Source organism: Vibrio nigripulchritudo ATCC 27043, from assembly GCF_000222685.1.
GTDB lineage: Bacteria > Pseudomonadota > Gammaproteobacteria > Enterobacterales > Vibrionaceae > Vibrio > Vibrio nigripulchritudo.
The window spans coordinates 106,836-125,615 of the sequence record NZ_AFWJ01000223.1 but is presented as its reverse complement, the minus strand read 5'-3'; the positions used below and the strand labels follow the sequence as shown (position 1 = coordinate 125,615).

General features: G+C 47.1%; 19 protein-coding genes. 9 read left to right on the top strand and 10 right to left on the bottom strand.

The features are described from left to right. Positions 1 to 59: 59 nt before the first annotated feature. From RH89_RS16050 to RH89_RS16040, 3 genes are all read right to left on the bottom strand, one after another. The gene (locus tag RH89_RS16050) at positions 60 to 704 is read right to left on the bottom strand and encodes a hypothetical protein (RefSeq protein ID WP_004404167.1); all 645 of its coding nucleotides are present in this window, start codon (positions 702 to 704) and stop codon (positions 60 to 62) included. A 76-nt stretch (positions 705 to 780) separates the two neighbouring features. Continuing rightward, the gene (locus RH89_RS16045; RefSeq protein WP_004404166.1) at positions 781 to 1,557 is read right to left on the bottom strand and encodes a class II glutamine amidotransferase; all 777 of its coding nucleotides are present in this window, start codon (positions 1,555 to 1,557) and stop codon (positions 781 to 783) included. A 109-nt stretch (positions 1,558 to 1,666) separates the two neighbouring features. Next, the gene (locus tag RH89_RS16040; protein ID WP_004404165.1) at positions 1,667 to 2,569 is read right to left on the bottom strand and encodes a LysR family transcriptional regulator; all 903 of its coding nucleotides are present in this window, start codon (positions 2,567 to 2,569) and stop codon (positions 1,667 to 1,669) included. Between the two features lie 101 nt (positions 2,570 to 2,670). Between RH89_RS16040 and RH89_RS16035 the strand changes: the two genes are divergently transcribed. The 3 genes from RH89_RS16035 to RH89_RS16025 are packed head-to-tail and all read left to right on the top strand — an operon-like array spanning position 2,671 to position 3,586. Then, a complete protein-coding gene (locus RH89_RS16035; RefSeq protein WP_004404164.1) occupies positions 2,671 to 2,961 on the top strand; it encodes a putative quinol monooxygenase in 291 nt (96 codons plus the stop codon). Positions 2,962 to 2,970: 9 nt separating this feature from the next. Next, complete coding sequence (locus tag RH89_RS16030; protein ID WP_004404163.1) at positions 2,971 to 3,207, top strand: DUF2798 domain-containing protein; 237 nt, start codon at positions 2,971 to 2,973, stop codon at positions 3,205 to 3,207. After that, positions 3,200 to 3,586, top strand: coding sequence for a RidA family protein (locus tag RH89_RS16025; protein ID WP_004404161.1), 387 nt, complete (start codon positions 3,200 to 3,202; stop codon positions 3,584 to 3,586). Before RH89_RS16030 ends, RH89_RS16025 begins: the two co-directional genes overlap by 8 nt. Positions 3,587 to 3,648: 62 nt before the next feature. Here RH89_RS16025 and RH89_RS16020 read toward each other — a convergent pair whose 3' ends face one another. Continuing rightward, the gene (locus RH89_RS16020) at positions 3,649 to 5,496 is read right to left on the bottom strand and encodes a M3 family metallopeptidase (RefSeq protein ID WP_004404154.1); all 1,848 of its coding nucleotides are present in this window, start codon (positions 5,494 to 5,496) and stop codon (positions 3,649 to 3,651) included. A 355-nt stretch (positions 5,497 to 5,851) separates the two neighbouring features. On the opposite strand from RH89_RS16020, the gene RH89_RS16015 reads away from it, so the two are divergent. The 4 genes from RH89_RS16015 to RH89_RS16000 all read left to right on the top strand — a co-directional run bounded on the left by RH89_RS16015 (position 5,852) and on the right by RH89_RS16000 (position 8,713). Beyond that, positions 5,852 to 6,370, top strand: coding sequence for an outer membrane beta-barrel protein (locus tag RH89_RS16015; protein WP_004404152.1), 519 nt, complete (start codon positions 5,852 to 5,854; stop codon positions 6,368 to 6,370). Positions 6,371 to 6,470: 100 nt separating this feature from the next. Then, positions 6,471 to 6,953, top strand: coding sequence for a GNAT family N-acetyltransferase (locus tag RH89_RS16010; RefSeq protein ID WP_004404151.1), 483 nt, complete (start codon positions 6,471 to 6,473; stop codon positions 6,951 to 6,953). A 160-nt stretch (positions 6,954 to 7,113) separates the two neighbouring features. Beyond that, entirely contained in the window at positions 7,114 to 8,280 is a 1,167-nt protein-coding gene (locus RH89_RS16005; RefSeq protein WP_004404149.1) for a DUF418 domain-containing protein, read from the top strand. Next, positions 8,270 to 8,713 carry a YtoQ family protein gene (locus RH89_RS16000; protein WP_004404146.1) on the top strand — a complete coding sequence of 148 codons (444 nt, stop codon included), beginning with the start codon at positions 8,270 to 8,272 and terminating at the stop codon, positions 8,711 to 8,713. The genes RH89_RS16005 and RH89_RS16000 overlap by 11 nt, the downstream gene beginning before the upstream one ends. Before the next feature lie 69 nt (positions 8,714 to 8,782). Here RH89_RS16000 and RH89_RS15995 read toward each other — a convergent pair whose 3' ends face one another. Continuing rightward, positions 8,783 to 11,047, bottom strand: a complete 2,265-nt coding sequence (locus RH89_RS15995; protein WP_004404145.1) for a PKD domain-containing protein — start codon at positions 11,045 to 11,047, stop codon at positions 8,783 to 8,785. A gap of 323 nt (positions 11,048 to 11,370) precedes the next feature. Here RH89_RS15995 and RH89_RS15990 point away from each other — a divergent pair, with 323 nt between their 5' ends. Continuing rightward, positions 11,371 to 11,814: a GNAT family N-acetyltransferase gene (locus RH89_RS15990; RefSeq protein WP_004404144.1), complete on the top strand. Its 444-nt coding sequence runs from the start codon at positions 11,371 to 11,373 to the stop codon at positions 11,812 to 11,814. 27 nt (positions 11,815 to 11,841) lie between these two features. Here RH89_RS15990 and RH89_RS15985 read toward each other — a convergent pair whose 3' ends face one another. From RH89_RS15985 to RH89_RS15970, 5 genes are all read right to left on the bottom strand, one after another. Next, a complete protein-coding gene (locus RH89_RS15985; RefSeq protein WP_004404141.1) occupies positions 11,842 to 12,993 on the bottom strand; it encodes a hypothetical protein in 1,152 nt (383 codons plus the stop codon). A gap of 322 nt (positions 12,994 to 13,315) precedes the next feature. Then, a complete protein-coding gene (locus tag RH89_RS30250; protein WP_206536140.1) occupies positions 13,316 to 13,735 on the bottom strand; it encodes an IclR family transcriptional regulator in 420 nt (139 codons plus the stop codon). Next, a complete protein-coding gene (locus tag RH89_RS30245) occupies positions 13,696 to 14,094 on the bottom strand; it encodes a helix-turn-helix domain-containing protein (protein ID WP_206536139.1) in 399 nt (132 codons plus the stop codon). Before RH89_RS30245 ends, RH89_RS30250 begins: the two co-directional genes overlap by 40 nt. Positions 14,095 to 14,485: 391 nt before the next feature. Then, the gene (locus RH89_RS15975) at positions 14,486 to 15,985 is read right to left on the bottom strand and encodes a CoA-acylating methylmalonate-semialdehyde dehydrogenase (protein WP_004404137.1); all 1,500 of its coding nucleotides are present in this window, start codon (positions 15,983 to 15,985) and stop codon (positions 14,486 to 14,488) included. Positions 15,986 to 15,995: 10 nt separating this feature from the next. Then, entirely contained in the window at positions 15,996 to 17,156 is a 1,161-nt protein-coding gene (locus tag RH89_RS15970) for an iron-containing alcohol dehydrogenase (RefSeq protein WP_004404135.1), read from the bottom strand. Between the two features lie 532 nt (positions 17,157 to 17,688). Between RH89_RS15970 and RH89_RS15965 the strand changes: the two genes are divergently transcribed. Beyond that, entirely contained in the window at positions 17,689 to 18,741 is a 1,053-nt protein-coding gene (locus RH89_RS15965; protein ID WP_022592373.1) for a substrate-binding domain-containing protein, read from the top strand. The last annotated feature ends 39 nt before the right edge of the window (positions 18,742 to 18,780 follow it).

The window sequence follows — 18,780 nt, the reverse complement described above, 5'->3', positions numbered from 1 at the left end:
CATTATTGCCCTAGCAACAAAAACGAGATTGAATAGCTTGGGTCTGTGGATCCAAAAATCTACTCTTTCACGAAGCGAGTGGGTTTTACTTTTATTTGCTTTTCGATGACTTCGGAATTCGCGTCACCCGCTATGTATTTTGCCAATACGGCTTCACTAACGTCGAATGGATGATCCACCTCTGCCTTCAGGTCTTTGAGATTATCTCCAATGAACACATAGTCGAGATGTTCTACTTTCTTTTCTTTGTGAAGCAATCTAAATAGCCCCAAATAATGCAAACTATTCCCACCTTGCTTATTGATGGCGTAAGGAACTACAAACACCATTTCCGACTCGGGATCACCCAAATTCAGAGGCTGGATACCGATGTAATCCAGAACCACTTCTCCGCGCTGACCATCAACCGTGTAAAACCCTTTTACCTGCTGATAAGGTGCTTCACCGATGAACTGGCTGAGCTGAGCGTTAGAAATACTGTTAGGTACCTGTACTCGCCAAGGCTGCGCATCGTGAAGTGCAAACAACTTAAGCATGACAGGGTCATCGCCTGCTATTTGTTCCTTCTTATGAGAGAACCCCTGCTTGGCATGGATTTCTTCATCCGTCATGTTAAATCGATAAACTGCAGCGACAATCACTACAACCAGCAAAAGAATCGGAATCAGTAAAATCAGAGGGATAGGAAGTAACTTTTTTGACATGGTAAAGCTCACAAGAAATTTGGCTGCCAGTGTACCTTAAAATTGCCATGCGTTATTGACCTGCTCCCAAATAACCTCAAGATGACGGGTTCAGATCTTCAATATCGACTTTTTGTGCGCTTACCGTCATCAGACAGGATTGCTCTACGGCGTGCCAGGCTTTTCGTTCACTGTCCAGAGGTTCGGACGCCACCACAATGCCATCATCCATGTGTTTATAAAACAAGGTGGGTGCATGATCGTCGGAAGCGTAACGAAATGCCCAGATGGTATCACCGTCTGACCAACTGGCGCTGATTCGAAGCGGTTCATCCACCTCTTCTTCTTTCATTAATGACTCGATCGACGCCAGAGTTTTTCTGATGGCTGGCTGTATTTCGCCTTCCATTAGTCCATTGGCAATCAGCAGCAGGAAAAGCAGTTCACTGTCAGTTTGCCCCAAACGGCAACCGTAAAGAGATTTAGGGATCAGGCGTTCTATATACCAGCGCAGTTCTGCGTACCCGCCGATTTGACCGTTGTGCATGAACAACCAGTTTTTATAGCGAAACGGATGGCAATTGGTGCGAGCGGTCTGGGTGCCCGTCGAAGCTCGAACATGCGCAAAAAACAGAGGAGAAACAATGTGTTCAGACAAGCTTTTTAAGTTGCAGTCACTCCAGGCTGGCAAGACTTCCCGATACAGACCGGGATCGTCTTTTACCCCGTACCATCCCACTCCGAACCCGTCAGCATTGATGGCAGTCACCGACTTTCTGGCACTCATACTTTGCTGAACCAGCGAATATTCCGGTGCGAAAATTAGGTCAGACAGATACGTTTCTTTTCCCTGATAGGCAAGCCATCGGCACATATTTACTCCTGAAACAAATTCCGTTAATAACTTTATTCTCCTCAGAATCAGTATAGTAGTCAGAGACATCTTTCGTCTCTGCGCAATGGAGCAAAAATTAACTTTTGTATTACTTAAAAGACCCTAGCCTTTCTAAGGCATTTTCCAGATATTGCTGCGCGTGCTCTTTAAATACCCGAGCTTTGGCACCGAGTAGCCGACCACTTGGCCAAATCAGGTACAGATCCCGTTGCGGACCAAACCAGTCGTCCAGCGGGGTCACCAGCTCCCCCGACTTCAACTGTTCATAAACTTCCGTCGCGGGTAATAAAGCCAGCCCTAAACCGTCTCTTGCAAACTGGCTGGCAATATTGATGTCATCGACTTTCAGAGCACTTCGCTGGCGGATGGTCGCCTTGTCGCCCGTTCTCCGGTTCTGAAATTTCCACACGGGCAAATGCGCGACAGTGATACAGCGATGGTGATACAGATCTTCTAAATCATGAAGAGGAGAAGATTGAGCCAAGTAATCTGGCGATGCCACCAAGAAGGTAGATACAGAACCAACCTTGAGTTGATACAAACGGGAGTCTTTTTGAGGACCGGCTCGAAGCGCAATATCCGCCTGTTCTTCAATGATGTCTTTGTTTTCGTTGTTAAGCTTTAAGCTGAGCTGAATGTCAGGATATTGCCTGATGAACTCTGTCCACATTGGCTGGGCAAACCCAATCGATATATTGGTCGGAGCCAGTACCGTCAGCGAACCGTTAAGGGTTTCCATCTCGTGGCTTAGTCCGCGAGTTTTGGCTTCAAATTCCGTCACTAAGTCGGAGAACGACTGGTAATACACTTCCCCTTCTGCCGTCAGGCGGAACTGACGTGCCGAGCGATGAATGAGCTGACACCCCAACTTTTCTTCCAGTTTCTTTAGCCGTCGGGTTACTGTAGCAGGGGGAATGTTCAGTACTTTGGACGCTCCTGCGAGCCCCTGAGCCTGCACAATATGAATAAATAAGGCGATATCATCAAACATGATTTCATAATTGGAATTAGCAATTCATTTTTTAACCATATTCTTCTTTTTTGGAATTATCTACTCTTTTATTCGTGTTCAAAACCAGCAAGGGAAACAGCATGAAAACACTATGCATCAGTGCAGGGTTATCGCTTTCCAGCGATGCACCCAGAGAATACGTTTTAGAGGAAGCGCGCAAACTTGTGGCAGAAACCGTGGAAGAACCGGGGTGTCAGCACTTTGAGCTGCTGGAACGCCAGGATGACCCGACAAAATTCACATTATGGGAGCGCTGGGACAGTGAAGAAGATTTGAACAATCATTTTGAACAGCCCTACACCAAGGCGTTCCTTGTGCAAAATCTGACTAAAGTGGAATACATCGAGAAGCTGTACTCACTGTCGGAATGAGGAGGCAGTATGAAGCACAGAATTATTTTTGGGTTGCTTATGTCACTGGTGCTTTCGAGCATGATGACACTATGGGTGACCTGGTTAAACCTAGGGTTTAGCGACGTTTTTTTCTCATCCTGGATCAAAGCTTTTTTGCTGGCATGGCCTGCTGCCGCTGCCATTTCAATCGCTTTGGGTCCTCGCGTACAAAGGCTGACTGCCCAGTTGGTCGCGTTCAAACTTCATGGGGGGCACCATGCCTGACTCAGAACTGAAAAGACATCAATACCCCAGCTTAGGCGATGCCGTAGGACCTTATGTTCATGCAACTGAACATAACGGAACGCTTTACACTTCCGGGTTCACCGCTTTTGGTACCGATGCTCAACATCTTGGGATAGGACCACAGCTCAAAGCCATTTACAGCCAGTTATCTGCAATTGCAGAACATCACCAGACAACGCTCGACTCAATCATCAAGGTGACTGTCTACATTACCGATGTGGCAGATATCCCCGAGGCTCGGGATGCGTTGTTTGAGGTTTACGGTGAAAAGTACCCAGCCAGTGCCATGGTTCAGGTCGCGGGGCTGTTTCATCCAGATCTGAAAGCCGAAGTGGAAGCCATCGTTTCACTCACCTGATATCAAAGCAAAAGAAAGAGCCAGCTGTTTAGGCTGGCTCTTAAGGTTTATTGGTCGAAGGTTTATCGACCGTAGGTTTCGATAATGAAGCGTTCGAAGTTATCGCACATGTCGGAGTCTGAATCGGAGTTTGTAGCCAGTTCTTTATCACCATCTACCACTTTGATGGTGGCATTCAGTGACGCTATTTCCGCTCTCTGACGTGTCGCTAAGCCCTCAATTTTCTTCACCTCTTCATCCCAAGCCTGCTCGACAGACAGGTTACACATGTCAGCCAGATACTTAGCGTTGAACCCTTCGCCTGTGAGGCTAACGATGGTGTCGTTGTGCGAAGTACTGTTACCACCGAACCAGTAATGCTCCGCCATTAACGGACCAATTTCCGGGTTATCCGTCAGGTAACCAAACTTCTCGGTAAAGTAAGCGCGCGTCTGGTACACCGCCATGTGAGCCAGCAGATAACCCTGATAAGCACAGGCAGATTCATCTGAAAGCAAATGAGGAATGGCGATCAGCGGACGTGGGCTGCACTCTAACCCCAGAATTTGCTTTTCAGTATCACGTGCCAGTTTGGTGATGTTCTCAATGGTGAGTTCATCGTCACTCAGTTCATAGAGTGCGCGTTCAAAGTAAGGCACAACCAAAATGCTGCGCTCTTCATAGGCTTTGAAAGGCTGACGGCTATCGATCATCGCTTTGATGATTTCATCCGTAACTGGGTTTCCGTTATCGTCCAACGCGTATTGCTTCAGCCAGTCAGCATCCGTTAGCAGGCTATCGCAGAACATCGACTGAGTTTCAGCGTAAGCCATAGAAGTAGGCGCAAATTCCTGTGAGAAACAAGGCGCGTTCAGTTTTACGTTCGCAAAATGAGCCGCATGCCCGCCTTCATGGAACAGCGTGTTAATGCCATCGTATCCGCTGCCGACCTGATCGGGTTTGGCATTACTGGTGAAGTTAACCTGCGCTGGCACCCAGGTACCCTGATCGTAAAACGAAGGAACCGGACCATGGCAGAAGCCGTTCGGATACTTGCCTTTGCGATCCAGCAAATCCAGTGTCAGCTCGGCACCAGAAAAATCAATGTTCAGTCGACCAAACGATTCCACCCAGCGGCGCAGCGATTTGGAAAACGGCACATATGGGTCTAGCTCACGCATGACATCGCCAGCAAATGAGTAAACAAAGTTGTGACCGCTCAGTGCCTGTTCACCTTTCTCCTTAGCTAAGGCCTTCAGGCTGTTGAGATGACTGTCGCGAGTACGCACTTCGAAATCATCCAGAATGCTGAAAAGTTCCTGAGTGGTCATTTTCTCCATTTTAACGATGGAGTAATCGAAAAACGTCTTGTAACCCAGAGAACGTGCAAACGCGTTGCGGCGTTTGACCAGTTCAATAAAGCCATTTTGCAGCAGCCACTGCTCCAGACCGAGTAATGCTTCGTGAGCGGATTGTCGTACTTCTTCTTTTTCGTTAGTACGAATGGCAGCGCCAACGACAGGCAGAGATCCTTCAACGGTTTCGCCATTTTCATTCACATACGTCATGGCGTGGTTCTGGTTGCGCTCAAACAGATCAAATTCGAATTTGATCAAATCGGCTTTCAGCTTCTGGCTGTCTTCGCCTTCAATCGCATGTGCTTTAAACGTCGCCAGCCAGCCGCTCAGCCCCTTAATCGTGCTTTGCTTTTCCTGCTCGTCTGTAATGTTTTCAGCCGCTTCAAGCTGCTGATTGATGGCTTCTATTTGAGTAGCCTGGCTCAGAAATTGAGTCCACTCGGTTTGAGCTTTCGACGACCCTTCATGATCATCGCTGGTTCCCATGTAGGTTTCCCAGAAGAAATCTTCTTTGGTGCGGTGAATAGCCAGATAACGTTGGTTCAAATCGTTAAGATATGAGGTTGCAGACATTTCTTATCCTTAAAATTGTCGCCTGAATAGACGTCGATTATCGCATGTATGAGATGCTCAAACTACCTCCAGATACGGTATTCGAAACTCTATACTTTGTTGTTGCAATAGGAAAAAACACCGTGGAATAAAAGAGCAATTCAGTTTCTTTGGCAATGGATTGGGATAAATAAAAGAAGCCTTAAACACTCGTTTTACAGTGTAAATCCGGTGTACTGATAGACACCATATGCACTTCAAGTATTCCCCGTTAATACCTCACTTTCACAGGCTTACATACCCTTACAATCACTAATGATAATGGGTGCTACCATCACTGAAATAAATGCTAATTTCGACCTGTCGGATACCTTCAATGACCAAAAAAATTCTGGCTCTCACTCTCTTATTCGCGTCCCAATCAATGGCTGCCCACAACCTGAGTGTTCGAGCCGGGCTCCCCTCTTATTCCGATGCGGTCACATCTGATGAAATGTCTGGTTCTTCTATCGGCATTGATTTAATCGATACGTCAGAAATTTACGGTGCACTTAGCGGCGGCGGACATCTGGGTGCTAACTTTATCGAGCACAAAGGGCAAACCTACGAATTAAATACCGGTGAATACTATTTTGGTCCGTTGGCTGAAATTAACTTCAATGACAATTTTTCCATGCAAGCACGGTTAACGCTGTCTTACATTGAGGCAAAGTGGAATAAAAGACCAAACCAATACAGCTGGGGAGCTGGCTACGGAGTCGGATTTAAATACGCGTTGTACAACTTCACGCTTGGTGTGGATTATCAGCCGTTCATTTCTTTTGCCAAAATCGACGATATAAACCGTGGGGCAACTTATAATCACTTCTTACTGAGTGCGGGCTACCGATTTTAACTTTAGCTAAGAAAATTCGCTCTATCCCTTGAAATGGTTAGGTCTGGACACTATTTAAGATATTCAATCCACTGCTTATTTTCTCAAGGAATGAAAAACAATGAGTGAATTATCCATTCGTAAAGCCGTCGAAAGCGATTCCGCTCTGATTCTCAGATTCATTACTGAACTGGCGACCTATGAAAAAGCTGAACATGAGGTCTTAGCCACCGAAAGCAGTATCCGAAAAACCATCTTCGGAGAAGACGCGACTGCCTACGCGATCATTTGTGAAAAAGCAGGTGAGCCTGTTGGTTTTGCCGTTTACTTTTTCAACTACTCCACCTGGGTTGGCAAGTACGGGCTTTATCTCGAAGATTTGTACGTGACACCTGATGCAAGAGGCACTGGCGCAGGTAAGTTGTTGTTGAAACACCTGGCACAAATTGCGGTTGCAAAAGATTGTGGTCGCTTCGAGTGGAATGTACTGGACTGGAACCAGCCAGCCATCGACTTTTATCAATCGCTCGGAGCCAAGCCGCTCGATGAGTGGGTCGGCTACCGCTTAACCGGGCAGGAACTGCTCGATCTTGCAGAGTCTTAATACCGCTTAATACCAGTTTTAGGGCACATTAACCTTCCCCTTGCTACGTTGATACCCACATCGATGTAAGAGCAGAATTATGATTATTGTCGCTCTGCGACCGCGGATTCATCTGCTTTTGCATCGCTTGCCTCAGAACAGTTAGCAAGGGGTTATTACAGTGCGTATTCAGTCCATCGATATATTGCGTGGGATCGCCATACTGGGGATCCTGTTCATGAATGTTTATTACCACGGCTTCTTTGCTGTGGGGTATGTCTCTCCTGCTTTAGCCCCTATCAGTGACACACTTGTCGATCTGTTTAACGGTGTGTTTGTTGATGGCCGCTTCCGAAGCTTATTTTGCCTTCTTTTTGGCGTCGGGCTGGCTATTCAGTATCAGTCTTACAAGAAAAAAGACATCTCTCCACGAGACGCCATTAAACCTCGTCTCAAATGGCTAATGCTGTTTGGGGTTTTACACGGAGTATTCATCTTTGGTGGCGATGTATTGCTGCTTTACAGTGTGACCGCGTGGTTTGTCCTTAAATCCCTTAACCTTCCACAAGACCAGTTGAGAAAGAAAGCCATTCGCTATCTGGTGATTGGCGCAGTGTTGAACCTGAGCTGGAGCGCATTAATTCTGTATTTTTCAGAGCCTCCATTGGTTCAGGGGTCAACTGCATTTATGGAACTGTACAACGAGTGGTTCAGCTCTTACGGCATTCAGATGATCATTCAAAGTGCCGTTGCCATGATCATCGTCGTCTCATCCCCTCTCTGGGTATTCTGGCAGGTAGCAGGGTTAATGATGCTAGGGGCGTATCTATATCGCAGTGAGTTTTTCATAAAAGGTTTCGAACAGAGTGCTCTGATTAAAGTTATCATTGGAGCTGTGATCTTTACTGGCCTAGATGTGGTGCTCAGGCTTCAATTAGCGGCGGCTTCGACAGAAGTCAGCGCACTTTTTGCCAGTGTGTCTGCGGTCTTCGTGGCACTCATTTACGCGCATATTGTGGTTAAACTGGTTGCCAATGGCAACCGCATCATTAATCTGTTTGCGGCCCCCGGGAAACTGGCGTTCAGCCTCTACATCTCCCAATCGATTGTTGGTGCCATTGTACTGAGGTGGATGTTCCCGGAATTCCACTTAACCTCAACTCAAATCGATTATGTTTATATCGCCCTTGCCTATTCTGCGATTCAGATTGTGCTGGCTCACGTGTATTTAAGGTTCTTTAAGCAAGGTCCTTTGGAATACATTTGGAGAAAAGCGTACACTCGAACCCAACATAAGAAGCAATTACTCTCAGGTGGAGTAAACACAGGGGTGCGCAATGAGTTTTAACGTTTATCTTTCAGGTGAAATTCACACCGACTGGCGAAACCAGATTATTGAGCAAAGCAAGGCTGCGGGGTTGGATGTCACCTTCACATCTGCGGTGACGAATCACGAAGCCAGTGATGCAGCGGGTGATGTACTGGGAGAGGAAGAAAGCGGGTTCTGGCGAGATCATAAGTCTGCAAAAGTGAATGCTATCCGAACCAAAACGCACATAGAGAACTGCGATTTGGCGGTGATACGTTTTGGCGATAAATATCGCCAGTGGAATGCGGCATTTGATGCCGGTTACTGCGCCGCACATGGCAAGCCGTACATTACCTTGCATGATGAAGCGCTGATTCATCCGCTAAAAGAAGTCGATGCATCGGCGCAAGCTTGGGCGACATCACCCAGTCAGGTGGTCGAAATTCTGACTTATCTGCTCAAGCAGGATTGACGTAATTCAAATAGAAAAGGGAGCGATTCACGCTCCCTTTGTTTTTAATTAAGTTCTATAAGCAGAGACTTATACCTTTTTCCAAGCGCCATCGACTCCCGGAACATTTTCATGGTTGGCGTACCACTTCGCTTCCCAAGTTGCTCCGTTATAAAGCACTCGGTCACCTTTGCCATAGATGCGTTTCGGATCCCACTCGGTAATTTCAGGACCGTAAGTCTGCAACCACACTTCTGCAACACCCGGCTCTTCATTCTCTGTATGCCACTGAGCCGTGTACTCTTTATTGCGGTGACGAACCACATCGCCTTTCTGATAAATCTTGTTTGGATCCCAGGTCGAACCTGCGTCCACCAATTCAACAAGCACAGGGATCGTCGCTACTGCCGTATTACTGAAGGAGTCACTTGCAGCCAACTCAATGTTGTAAGTCGTCGCAGCAGGCACTTTGAAGCTAATGGTTGGCGTGGTGGTGTTGACAACCGAACCGTCTGGCAGCCCAGACCAACGATAGCTGATCACATCACCATCTGGGTCGAGGGTTTTGCTCGCGTCAATCGTGACAGTATCGCCGACAAATATATCGGTCACTGGTTTATAGCTAATGACTGGTGCCTGATTCGGGCGCAGAGTCACGATAACGTTATCCGTACCTGTTTTGCCATTTGCCGTCACAGCAAGTTGGAATGTGTGAACACTTTCCGCACCCACCAATGGCGCATCAAAACTCGCTTGAGAACCCTGCGTAGTCAAAGCGATTGGCGTTCCGCTAACTTGTTTCCATGCGTAGGTGATCGCGTCTCCGTCCGGGTCAAACGAGCGGCTTCCGTCCAGTGTGACCGTTTTAACGTGGCTAACCACCTGGTCTTCCCCTGCTCTCGCAACTGGTGCTCTGTCGCCAACACGCGTACCCAAAATCAGTGGCTTACTGATGTGTTCAGGCTTGCATCGGTAGCTGTGCTCTACGCCTTTGAAGGTTCCGTCACGGTTAAACGCATCGTAAGCACCACCGTCGGCTTTACATAGCTGGGTCCACGGAGTATCGACAGGTAGCGACAGCAGAATCGCATCGAGAACCGCGCCAAACTGGTTGGCAAAATCTATACTGCCTTGCTTCGCAATGGCATCAAATGCGACTTTAGACGATGCTTTAGCTGCAGCAATTTCTTCCGGTGTGTATAGCGGAGCAAGCGCATCTAAATATGTGCTGACCGTTGGCCAGTCAATTTGGCTGGTGTAGTAACCGGGGTAACCGGGACCGTTGTTTTCCGCTACGTCATTCAGCTCAGCCGTTTTGTATGGCACCTGATAGAGGTAGCTGGTACCAAATCCACCTTGGTTTTCCGGATCGAAACACTCATCAATGACGTCCAGAGAAGCACAGTAGGCTCTTACCTCAGGCTTAAGCGGGTTGAGCGCCATGCTGTTTGGACTTAATCCACGGTTGTAACCCACAGAGATCAGCTTGGTCAGCGCCAGCGGGTCTTTAGATTCGACTACAAAGTTGCCAAAGTCATCAGAAGATCGCGCCAGAATGTAGTAAGCGAAAATGTTGTAGTAAGACGCACCAATGGCACTCGGAACAAAGCTATTTTTACCCGGCTCAGGCTTGAACACAGCATTGTAAATAGGCGAGGTCATCTCATAAGGTGCGACCGCTTTGTAGACGGAGTCTGGCTTTATACCTTTGTAGAATCGGTTCGGGAACATGCGCATCATTTCACCGTACGCGGAATACATATGACCCTCTAACTGGAAGAAACCGTCGTGTTTGGTTCTGCCATTGTGCAAGGTGCTCCAGATGCCATAATTCGAGTGGTTTGGATCCTGATCTTTGTATTTAGGTGGTGTTGGGTAAGTGAAAGTTTTCGCGTCATAGTCAGCACCTACTGCGCTTTCCTGAAGCGTTTTGGCGGCGTACAAGTTGGCGCTGTGGAACGGGTCATCAATTCCAGTCACGTTCTTGAACAGCTGGGCTGCGTGTGCCATCGCCATCGCCCAATGCGGTCGTTCATTTGGAATCACAAAGGAATACGGCGCGCGCCATACCTTTCTCTTCAGTATCGCTATCTCAACCCATTTATCCGCTGTTGCCTGATCAGGGGCACTCGCCCGAATTTGATCGAGTTCTGCTTCGGAGATATTGAAATCCATTTGTCCAAGGCGAATCGGACCCGTTTTAATGAGTTTATCCGCGCTCAGTTGGTAGGTGAGTACGCCTACTTCCTGACCGGGCCACGTCGTTGACGCCGAGTTCGCCGCATGTGCTGTAGAGATCGTCATTGTTGCCAGCAAGGTGGAAACAAACAAAGGTCTTAATTTGAAACTTTGCATAGGTTTTGTACCTCTAAATTGACTGGAATTGATTACTTCTTTCCCCAAGCTATCAACCAGTCAAAGAGGTCACAATCTCGCCGATCTACATTTTATAAATGACTCGCAAACTTACGTAATTAATTGATGAATCAGTAATTATTAAAGTGACCCTGATTCGATTTGCTATCCTTTTTGCATTTTTCAGTCATTAGAATCAATCACGTTATCCGTATTTATGCTCTCGGTTTGGCATCCGCATGCTTGAGCCAGAAAGAAAATAATTTAACTACTTGATTCGATGACTGATTTGTAGTTTTCTTGAGAGAGCAAAGGAGGGCTTTATGGATATTTCACCCGTTGAACCAACGGATTTTCAAGACATCGTAAATTTAGTGGCTGAAGTGACGAGGGTAGATATTCTTCCTCACTTTGATGAACAAGGTAAAACAACCTTCACTGCCAGCGTGATTCCCGATGTTGAAAAGACCATGACTAATGATCAGTACCTTTGTTTAAAGTTAACAGTAGATGGGGAAATTGTAGGATATGGCGCGATGAGGGATAAGAATTACATCACCCATATTTTCGTGAGTAAGAAAAAGCAGTCTAAGGGATTAGGAAAACAATTGCTTGAGGCGCTGCTCTCTTCGACGGATAAGAGTGAAGTTCGCTTACGCTCATCAGTTAATGCTGCCCCTTTTTATGAAAAATTCGGCTTTGTCGCCACGGATTCAGAGCAACAGGTCAATGGCATTCGATTTGTGCCAATGACCTGCTATCGATAAAACACCGTAGATTTGGTGATCTTTGACCTAATAAGCCCAAAAATCATCAAATGTGACATCAGCAGTTAGAATGACATAATCGGCGTCGTCAGTATGAAGTTCTATTGCTGAAATGTCGGACGCAGAAAACTCCGTCTCTGCTTCAACTTTTGCAAGAATACCAGAGTCGATTTCCCAGTCATCATCATCACCGTCAGTATCTTGATGAGTAAAAGCGTCAAGCCAGACTAGATGCACTTTATGGAAAAGCATTGTGTATACTTTCCCATCTGCTCCTACCCCCCAGCCGCTTTTGTTGGCTTCCAATATATCCTCATCTAGCTTCAGAAAAGTGGCATTTGGTCTGTAATGATGATAGCTAAAATGGTTGGTACCAACGACGACTTCAAAACCTGAAAACTGCGTTTTAGGGAAAGTATCATAGGGGTTACCACTGCCACCTGATATTGGAATAGCTGAGGGACCTCCCGGTAACTGGATAACATCAATACCCTCGCCACCTTCAAATTGCCTTTTCAGTCCGGTTCTTACCGGGTCCACAATACCACTGGCGTCAACAGTATCATTACCCGTCCCCATATCTACCTCCCATTCTGTAAACACAGAGTGAGGTCCCCGGTCCCTCCCGTTATCACAATCTCTAGAGGTAATTTCAAGAAAGTCGTTGCCACCATTTAGGTCGACTTTGAACTCGTTGCTCCAATGTGAGCTATTAGACTTAGGGTAAATGAAAACCGTATCGTCTCCCTCGCCCGTGGTTATTGTCCCTCGCTTGGCATGTTCAACTTTCACAGAAACACCCTCATCCGACAGCATTTGAACATTCACATCTACAATATTTTTCACGTTGGCGATGTCTGCTTCGGTAATGAGTAATGCCTCCTTCACACCAAATGCATTCCATTTGAAGGCACTTACGTCGACAACCGTTTTTTCTATTGGTTGTTGGTTTTCATCGAAAAAATACTCGTTAGAGGTCTTCATCGAGTAAAGACCTTTGTTGATCTCACCAAATCCACTCAATACTTCATAGGTTTCAAGTTCATCTGATGAGTAATCGTCCAGATATTCGGCAAAGGAGTGAATCTCGGTGGTATAAGGATTGATACCCAAATCTTTGATCAGGGTTTCAGCCAGTCCACCTAGGTACAACTGTGAGTTAATGGTTTGGTTGGGCATAATTTCCAGCTCCTGTTAGCAGAGTAACCGAGCATCAGGAAAAGAAGAATAGGAGCCCGGCTACGAGGAATAGTAGGCTGCTACAGCATGCTTGACGAAAGGCGCGATCAGCAAGATATGATCGATTTTCGAGCAAAAGAAAGCCGGAATCATTATATTGCATCGGATGCTATGAAAATGTTACACCTGCACCTTTTGGCACTAAATTAATAAAAGAATCAATTAAAACAACACTTTTCTCATCGGTCAGACTCATCACTCACCTCAAGAAAAACAGCGAAATACCCTATCGATTCTTTTCTATGCCAACTCTTAACTGAATCTATTCTTCTTCCAACGCGGCGAGTACGGATTCGATTTCCTGAGCAGCCTGGCGAAGTTTATCCACCGAAGACACAAGATGGTCGATGGTTTTCCTTGCGATTGGAGCATGGCAGAACAGGCAGGCAATCAGTCGACCATCCGGTCTTTTGATTGGCACGGAAATGGCGTTCATTCCGTCCATAAATTCTTCATTGTCGACGCCAATCTGGGTTTGCCGAATGCCTAAAAGAGACTGCTCTAAAGCCTGAGGACCAACAATGGAGTTTTTGCCCATAGGCTTAAGATCAAACTGCTTAAACATGGCGCGACGTCGGGAGTCCGGCAAACTACTCAGATACAGCTTGCCACTAGAAGAACACCAAGCGGGAACGCGAGTGCCTACTGGAATGTGTACCCTAAGAGGGTAGTCGCATTCCACCCGTCGAAATAAATCATCTCGGTGCCATCCGGAATGGCAATACCGCAGGTTTCGTCCATCTCTTTGGCAACCCGTTCAAGGATGGCGCGCCAATGGGTTTTATGAATGCTGGTGTGAAGCACATTCAGGGCGATATTGTGGAAATGGTCACCGGGAACCAGTTGACCTTTAAGGTCGGTATACAGCCAGCCTTCTTTGAGCAATGTGTTGACAATACGATGAGAGGTTGGCTTGGGAATGTCTAACCTGACTCCGACTTCCGTGGGTGAGAGCGGTTGCTCGCTGGAAGCCACTTCTTGCAATATTTCTAGCACTCTAAGGATCGTGGAACCTTTTTCACGTTTACTGCTGGCTGTCATAATGTCCTGTTATGTCTTTCGCTTGTGTTGGCAGTATATACCCATGGTGCCGATGTACCTACCGACGTGGCCTCATTTCCACATCAGAATGTGCCTCAGGTCCACGACTCTGAGGCATATATACTCAAGTCACCTCAAGATATTTGGTTCAGCGAGAATTAACTGGCTTTCAGGCAAGACACCGATTTGAAGATCTAGTGGTTCTAAATCAATAATCGGTAACGCAGTATGAAAGTCAGTTAAACTCGCCCTTGGGAGCGCATATTCTGCTCCAATTCAAGGAAAAGAATTTGGAAAGGACTCGTCATTCCGCTGCATTCTTTTCCTTGAATTGAACCAGAATATGTCGCTCTGAATCCAGTATCTTGAGGCAACTTGAGTATAGGTCCCACTACTTCATGGTTGGCATGGAAAACTCGGCTCGCATCCCTTCCGATTCAGGCCATCGGGTGGTGACGGTTTTCATTCGGGTGAAGAATCGCACGCCATCAGGGCCATGCATATTGAGTGGTCCGAATATCGAACGTTTCCAGCCACCAAAACAGTGAAATGCCATCGGAACCGGAATAGGCACATTCACACCAATCATCCCTACCAGTACGTTTTCCTGGAATAAACGCGCCGCTCTTCCACTTTCGGTAAAGATAGACGTGCCGTTTCCGTACTCATGGTCATTGATAAGTTGAATCGCTTCTTCAAGCGTCTCAACATGCACCACGGAAAGCACAGGGCCGAATATCTCCTCCTGATAGATGATCATTTCTTTAGTGACCTTGTCGAACAGAGTCGGTCCTACAAAGAAGCCATTTTCAGCTCCCGGAACCTGATAGTTTCTGCCATCGACCAAGAGCTTCGCGCCTTCCTCAATTCCCTGATTAATGTACCCCAGCACTTTGTCGCGATGAGCCGCACTGATCAGCGGCCCCATATCCGGCTCGTCTTTGTCATTACCAGCGCCCACTTTTAATTTGGATATCGCCAGTAACAGAGATTCCACCGTATTTTTTGCAGCTTCTTCACCCACACAAACCGCGACGGAAATCGCCATACAACGCTCCCCAGCCGAGCCATACGCTGCCCCCATTAGTGCATTAGTAACTTGAGAAGTGTCGGCATCTGGCATCACCACCATGTGGTTTTTAGCGCCGCCCAATGCCTGACAACGTTTGCCGTGTGCAGAAGCCGTGGAGTAAATGTATTCCGCAATAGGGGTCGAACCAACAAAGCTAACCGCCTGAACTGCTGGATGCGTCAGCAGTACATCCACCGCCGTTTTATCACCATTCACCACGTTAAACACGCCATCTGGCAATCCGGCCTGTTTGAGCAACTCTGCAAGAAACATTGATGGCGTCGGGTTCTTTTCAGACGGTTTCAGAACAAAAGTATTCCCGCACGCAATGGCGATGGGGAACATCCACATTGGAACCATAACCGGGAAGTTGAATGGTGTGATTCCTGCACAGACGCCCAATGGCTGCATCATAGAATGTGAATCGACCTGTCTTCCCACATTGAGTGAATGCTCCCCTTTCTGGGCATGAGGAATACCGCAGGCAAATTCCACCACCTCCAAACCTCGGGTGATCTCGCCCTGAGCGTCGCTCAATACTTTTCCGTGCTGCTCCGTGATGATCTCTGCCAGTTCATCACGGTATTTCTCTACCAGTGCTTTGAACTTAAACAGCACTCGGGCACGCACCACTGAAGGGGTTTTCGACCAGCCAGGAAAGGCAGCCTCAGCGGCTTCAACGGCTTGCTCCGTCGTTTTGGCAGAAGCCAGCGCCACATTGAGAATCTTCTCACCGGTTGCCGGGTTGTAGACATCGGCAAAATCTGAATCCTGGGTTCCAGTAATAGTGTTATTGATAAAGTGTCCTACACGTTCCATTGGGGTCTCCTTATGCCCATAGTTGGTGGTAAAGCTCAACGATTTCTTGTTTTACTGGCACTCGTGGGTTGTTTCCGGGTGAGCCGGATGCCAACGCCTGTTCTGCCATGGTTTCGCTGAGTGAAAAATATTCCTCTTTGTCGATACCAAATTCCGACATGGTAGGAACAGAAAGCTCTTTGTTGATATCAACTAATTCCTGAACCAATGTATTGCATGCCGCATCATCGCTGCTCTCTTCCGATGCAATACCCATAAATCGCGCGCAGTTGGCGTAACGCTCTTTGGCGGACGGTATGGAGAATTGAGTAAGAGTAGGAAGCAACATGGCGTTAGATAAGCCATGCGGAACATGGAAAAATGCGCCTATTGGGCGACTCATACCGTGAACAAGCGCGACCGAAGCGGCAGAAAACGCCATTCCGGCCAGTGTGGAACCCAGCATCATGGCTTCTCTCGCCTGAGCATTATCTGGCTGGTGATAAGCCTTACGCAGATTTGGTGCTATCAGCTTCATCGCGGCAGTCGCCTGAGCATCGCTGAACATGTTGGCTTTCTGGCTTACATAGGCTTCGATAGCGTGAGTCAGGGCATCAATTCCGGTGTCTGCGGTAACCCGAGGCGGTACAGACTCCGTGAGTTTGTAATCCACCAGCGCCGCATCAGGCATGAAACCCAACCCCACGCATAGCATTTTTTCATCCACTTCATCGTCAGTAATGATGGTAAAGCGCGTGACTTCAGACCCGGTTCCCGCGGTTGTCGGAATAGCGATTAGCGGGACACCCGATTCGGTGACAATCCTCGGAAACTTGTAATCGCGCATTCGGCCGCCATGCGTTCCAAGAATATTGATCGCTTTGGCTGAATCGATGGGGCTGCCGCCGCCCAACGCAATGATCGCATCAAAATCGCCACTTCGAAAAACCTCGACCCCCAGTTCGATAGAAGACACCGTTGGCTCAGGCACCGTATCGGCAAAAACGGTGCATGAGATCCCTACTTCTTTGAGTATCTCTTTTATTTGATTGGGGTATCCCAGCGAGACCATCACTTTGTCGGTAATAAGCAGCGGCGAACGACATCCAAGATCGTTAAGCAATGTCGCTGTCTGTTGGGTCGCCCCCGCTCCTACTTTCAAAATCCTTGGCAGTTGAACTTCATTAACCATTCCAAAAGTCCTTTTTTCTACTTTAAACATGCCGGAGCCCGATACTAAACGGGTCATACAGTGCAAACAGACCGCAAAACAACCAGCAAACAAAAACGAAACACAATGTATCGTTTTCAATACTAATCTCTACTTGATGCAATTGTAAATATCATAATGAGACTTTTTGTATCGTTATAATAAAACAATAAGTGACAAATGACTTAATAATTAGAAACCGATCACACTTCAGACGATTCGTTAATACCCTGTAAAATTCACTTGATGCGCTCCCTTTCACCATTCAAAAACCTTTAAATTTACAAGGTATTACCCCTTCCCATTTGTTTTGTTTTTGTTAACAGAAAACACCAAAAACAACATTAAATGAGATTTTTAGTATCAAAATAGCTTTGACACTCTTCAGACAGGGTGATTATTCTTGACGCAGTTGAAAGATATTTCACTTTTCTGAAATTTCGTTCAGCCAAAAATTTTATCCCCATGACCTTATCGATGATGGGCATTCATTGCCCAAAACAAGGAGTGTTAAATGAAAAGGTTCAACCCATTCTCTTTAAACATGAAGAAGTTACTCGGTGTAGCGACAGTCTCAATTGTCGCCATGACAGGAATGAGCACTCAGGCTGTTGCTTCTGAACCATTCAGATGTAAGCCCGGAGAAACGTACTACATGAACGTTATGGTTAGCGGTGTTGAGTATTGGTTTCCCGTATACGAGATGATGAAACAAGCGGCTAAGTCGATGGGATGCAAAACCGTCTACACAGGCACACCGGAATACGATGTGAACAAGCAGTTAGCTTCATTTGAGCAGGTTTTAGCTAAAAAGCCCGCGGGAATTTTGTTGCACCCAATGAATCCTGATCCCTTTATTGAACCCATCAATCGCGCAAAAGAGATGGGTATTCCGGTAGTGACGTTCGCCGCTGACTCACCAAACAGTGAACGTGTCTCCTTTATTACGTCTGACAACTATGCAGAAGGTCGCCACGCAGCCGACACCATTGCGGAGTCTATGGGTGGAAAAGGTGAATACGCGGTATTAGAAAACCCGGGACAAGACAACCACGACCGCCGTATCGCTGCCTTTATCGCCCGCATGGAAGAAAAATGGCCAGACATGAAGCTGGTATCCCGCGCCGCCAGTAACACCGACGTCACCAAGGCATACAACGCCGTAATGACGATGGCACAGGCAAACCCTAACTTGGGTGCGGTATTCATGCCAGAAGCCACCTCTGCATTGGGCGCTGCGCAAGCTGCAAAAGAACTGGGTGGGAAAATCCGGGTTATGAATGCGGATGTGAATGCCAAAATTCTGGACATGATCAAATCGGGTGAAGTCTTCGGGGCGGTCAACCCTAATCAGGGTATGCAGGGTTACATGGGCATGATGCTGCTCTATCTTGCGGCGCACTCCAACCTCATCGACCCGATGAACGACTACCAACGCTCTGGTTACAACCCAATGGGAGTACCGTTTGTCGACAATGGTTTCGCCATTGTGACCAAAGAGAACGCAGACGATTTCTACTGGGATAAGTATCTACAAAAACGCGGTACAAAAGGCATCAACGAATAACAGCATAAGTCGCCTTCCCGAACAGATCAGCAAAAGGAG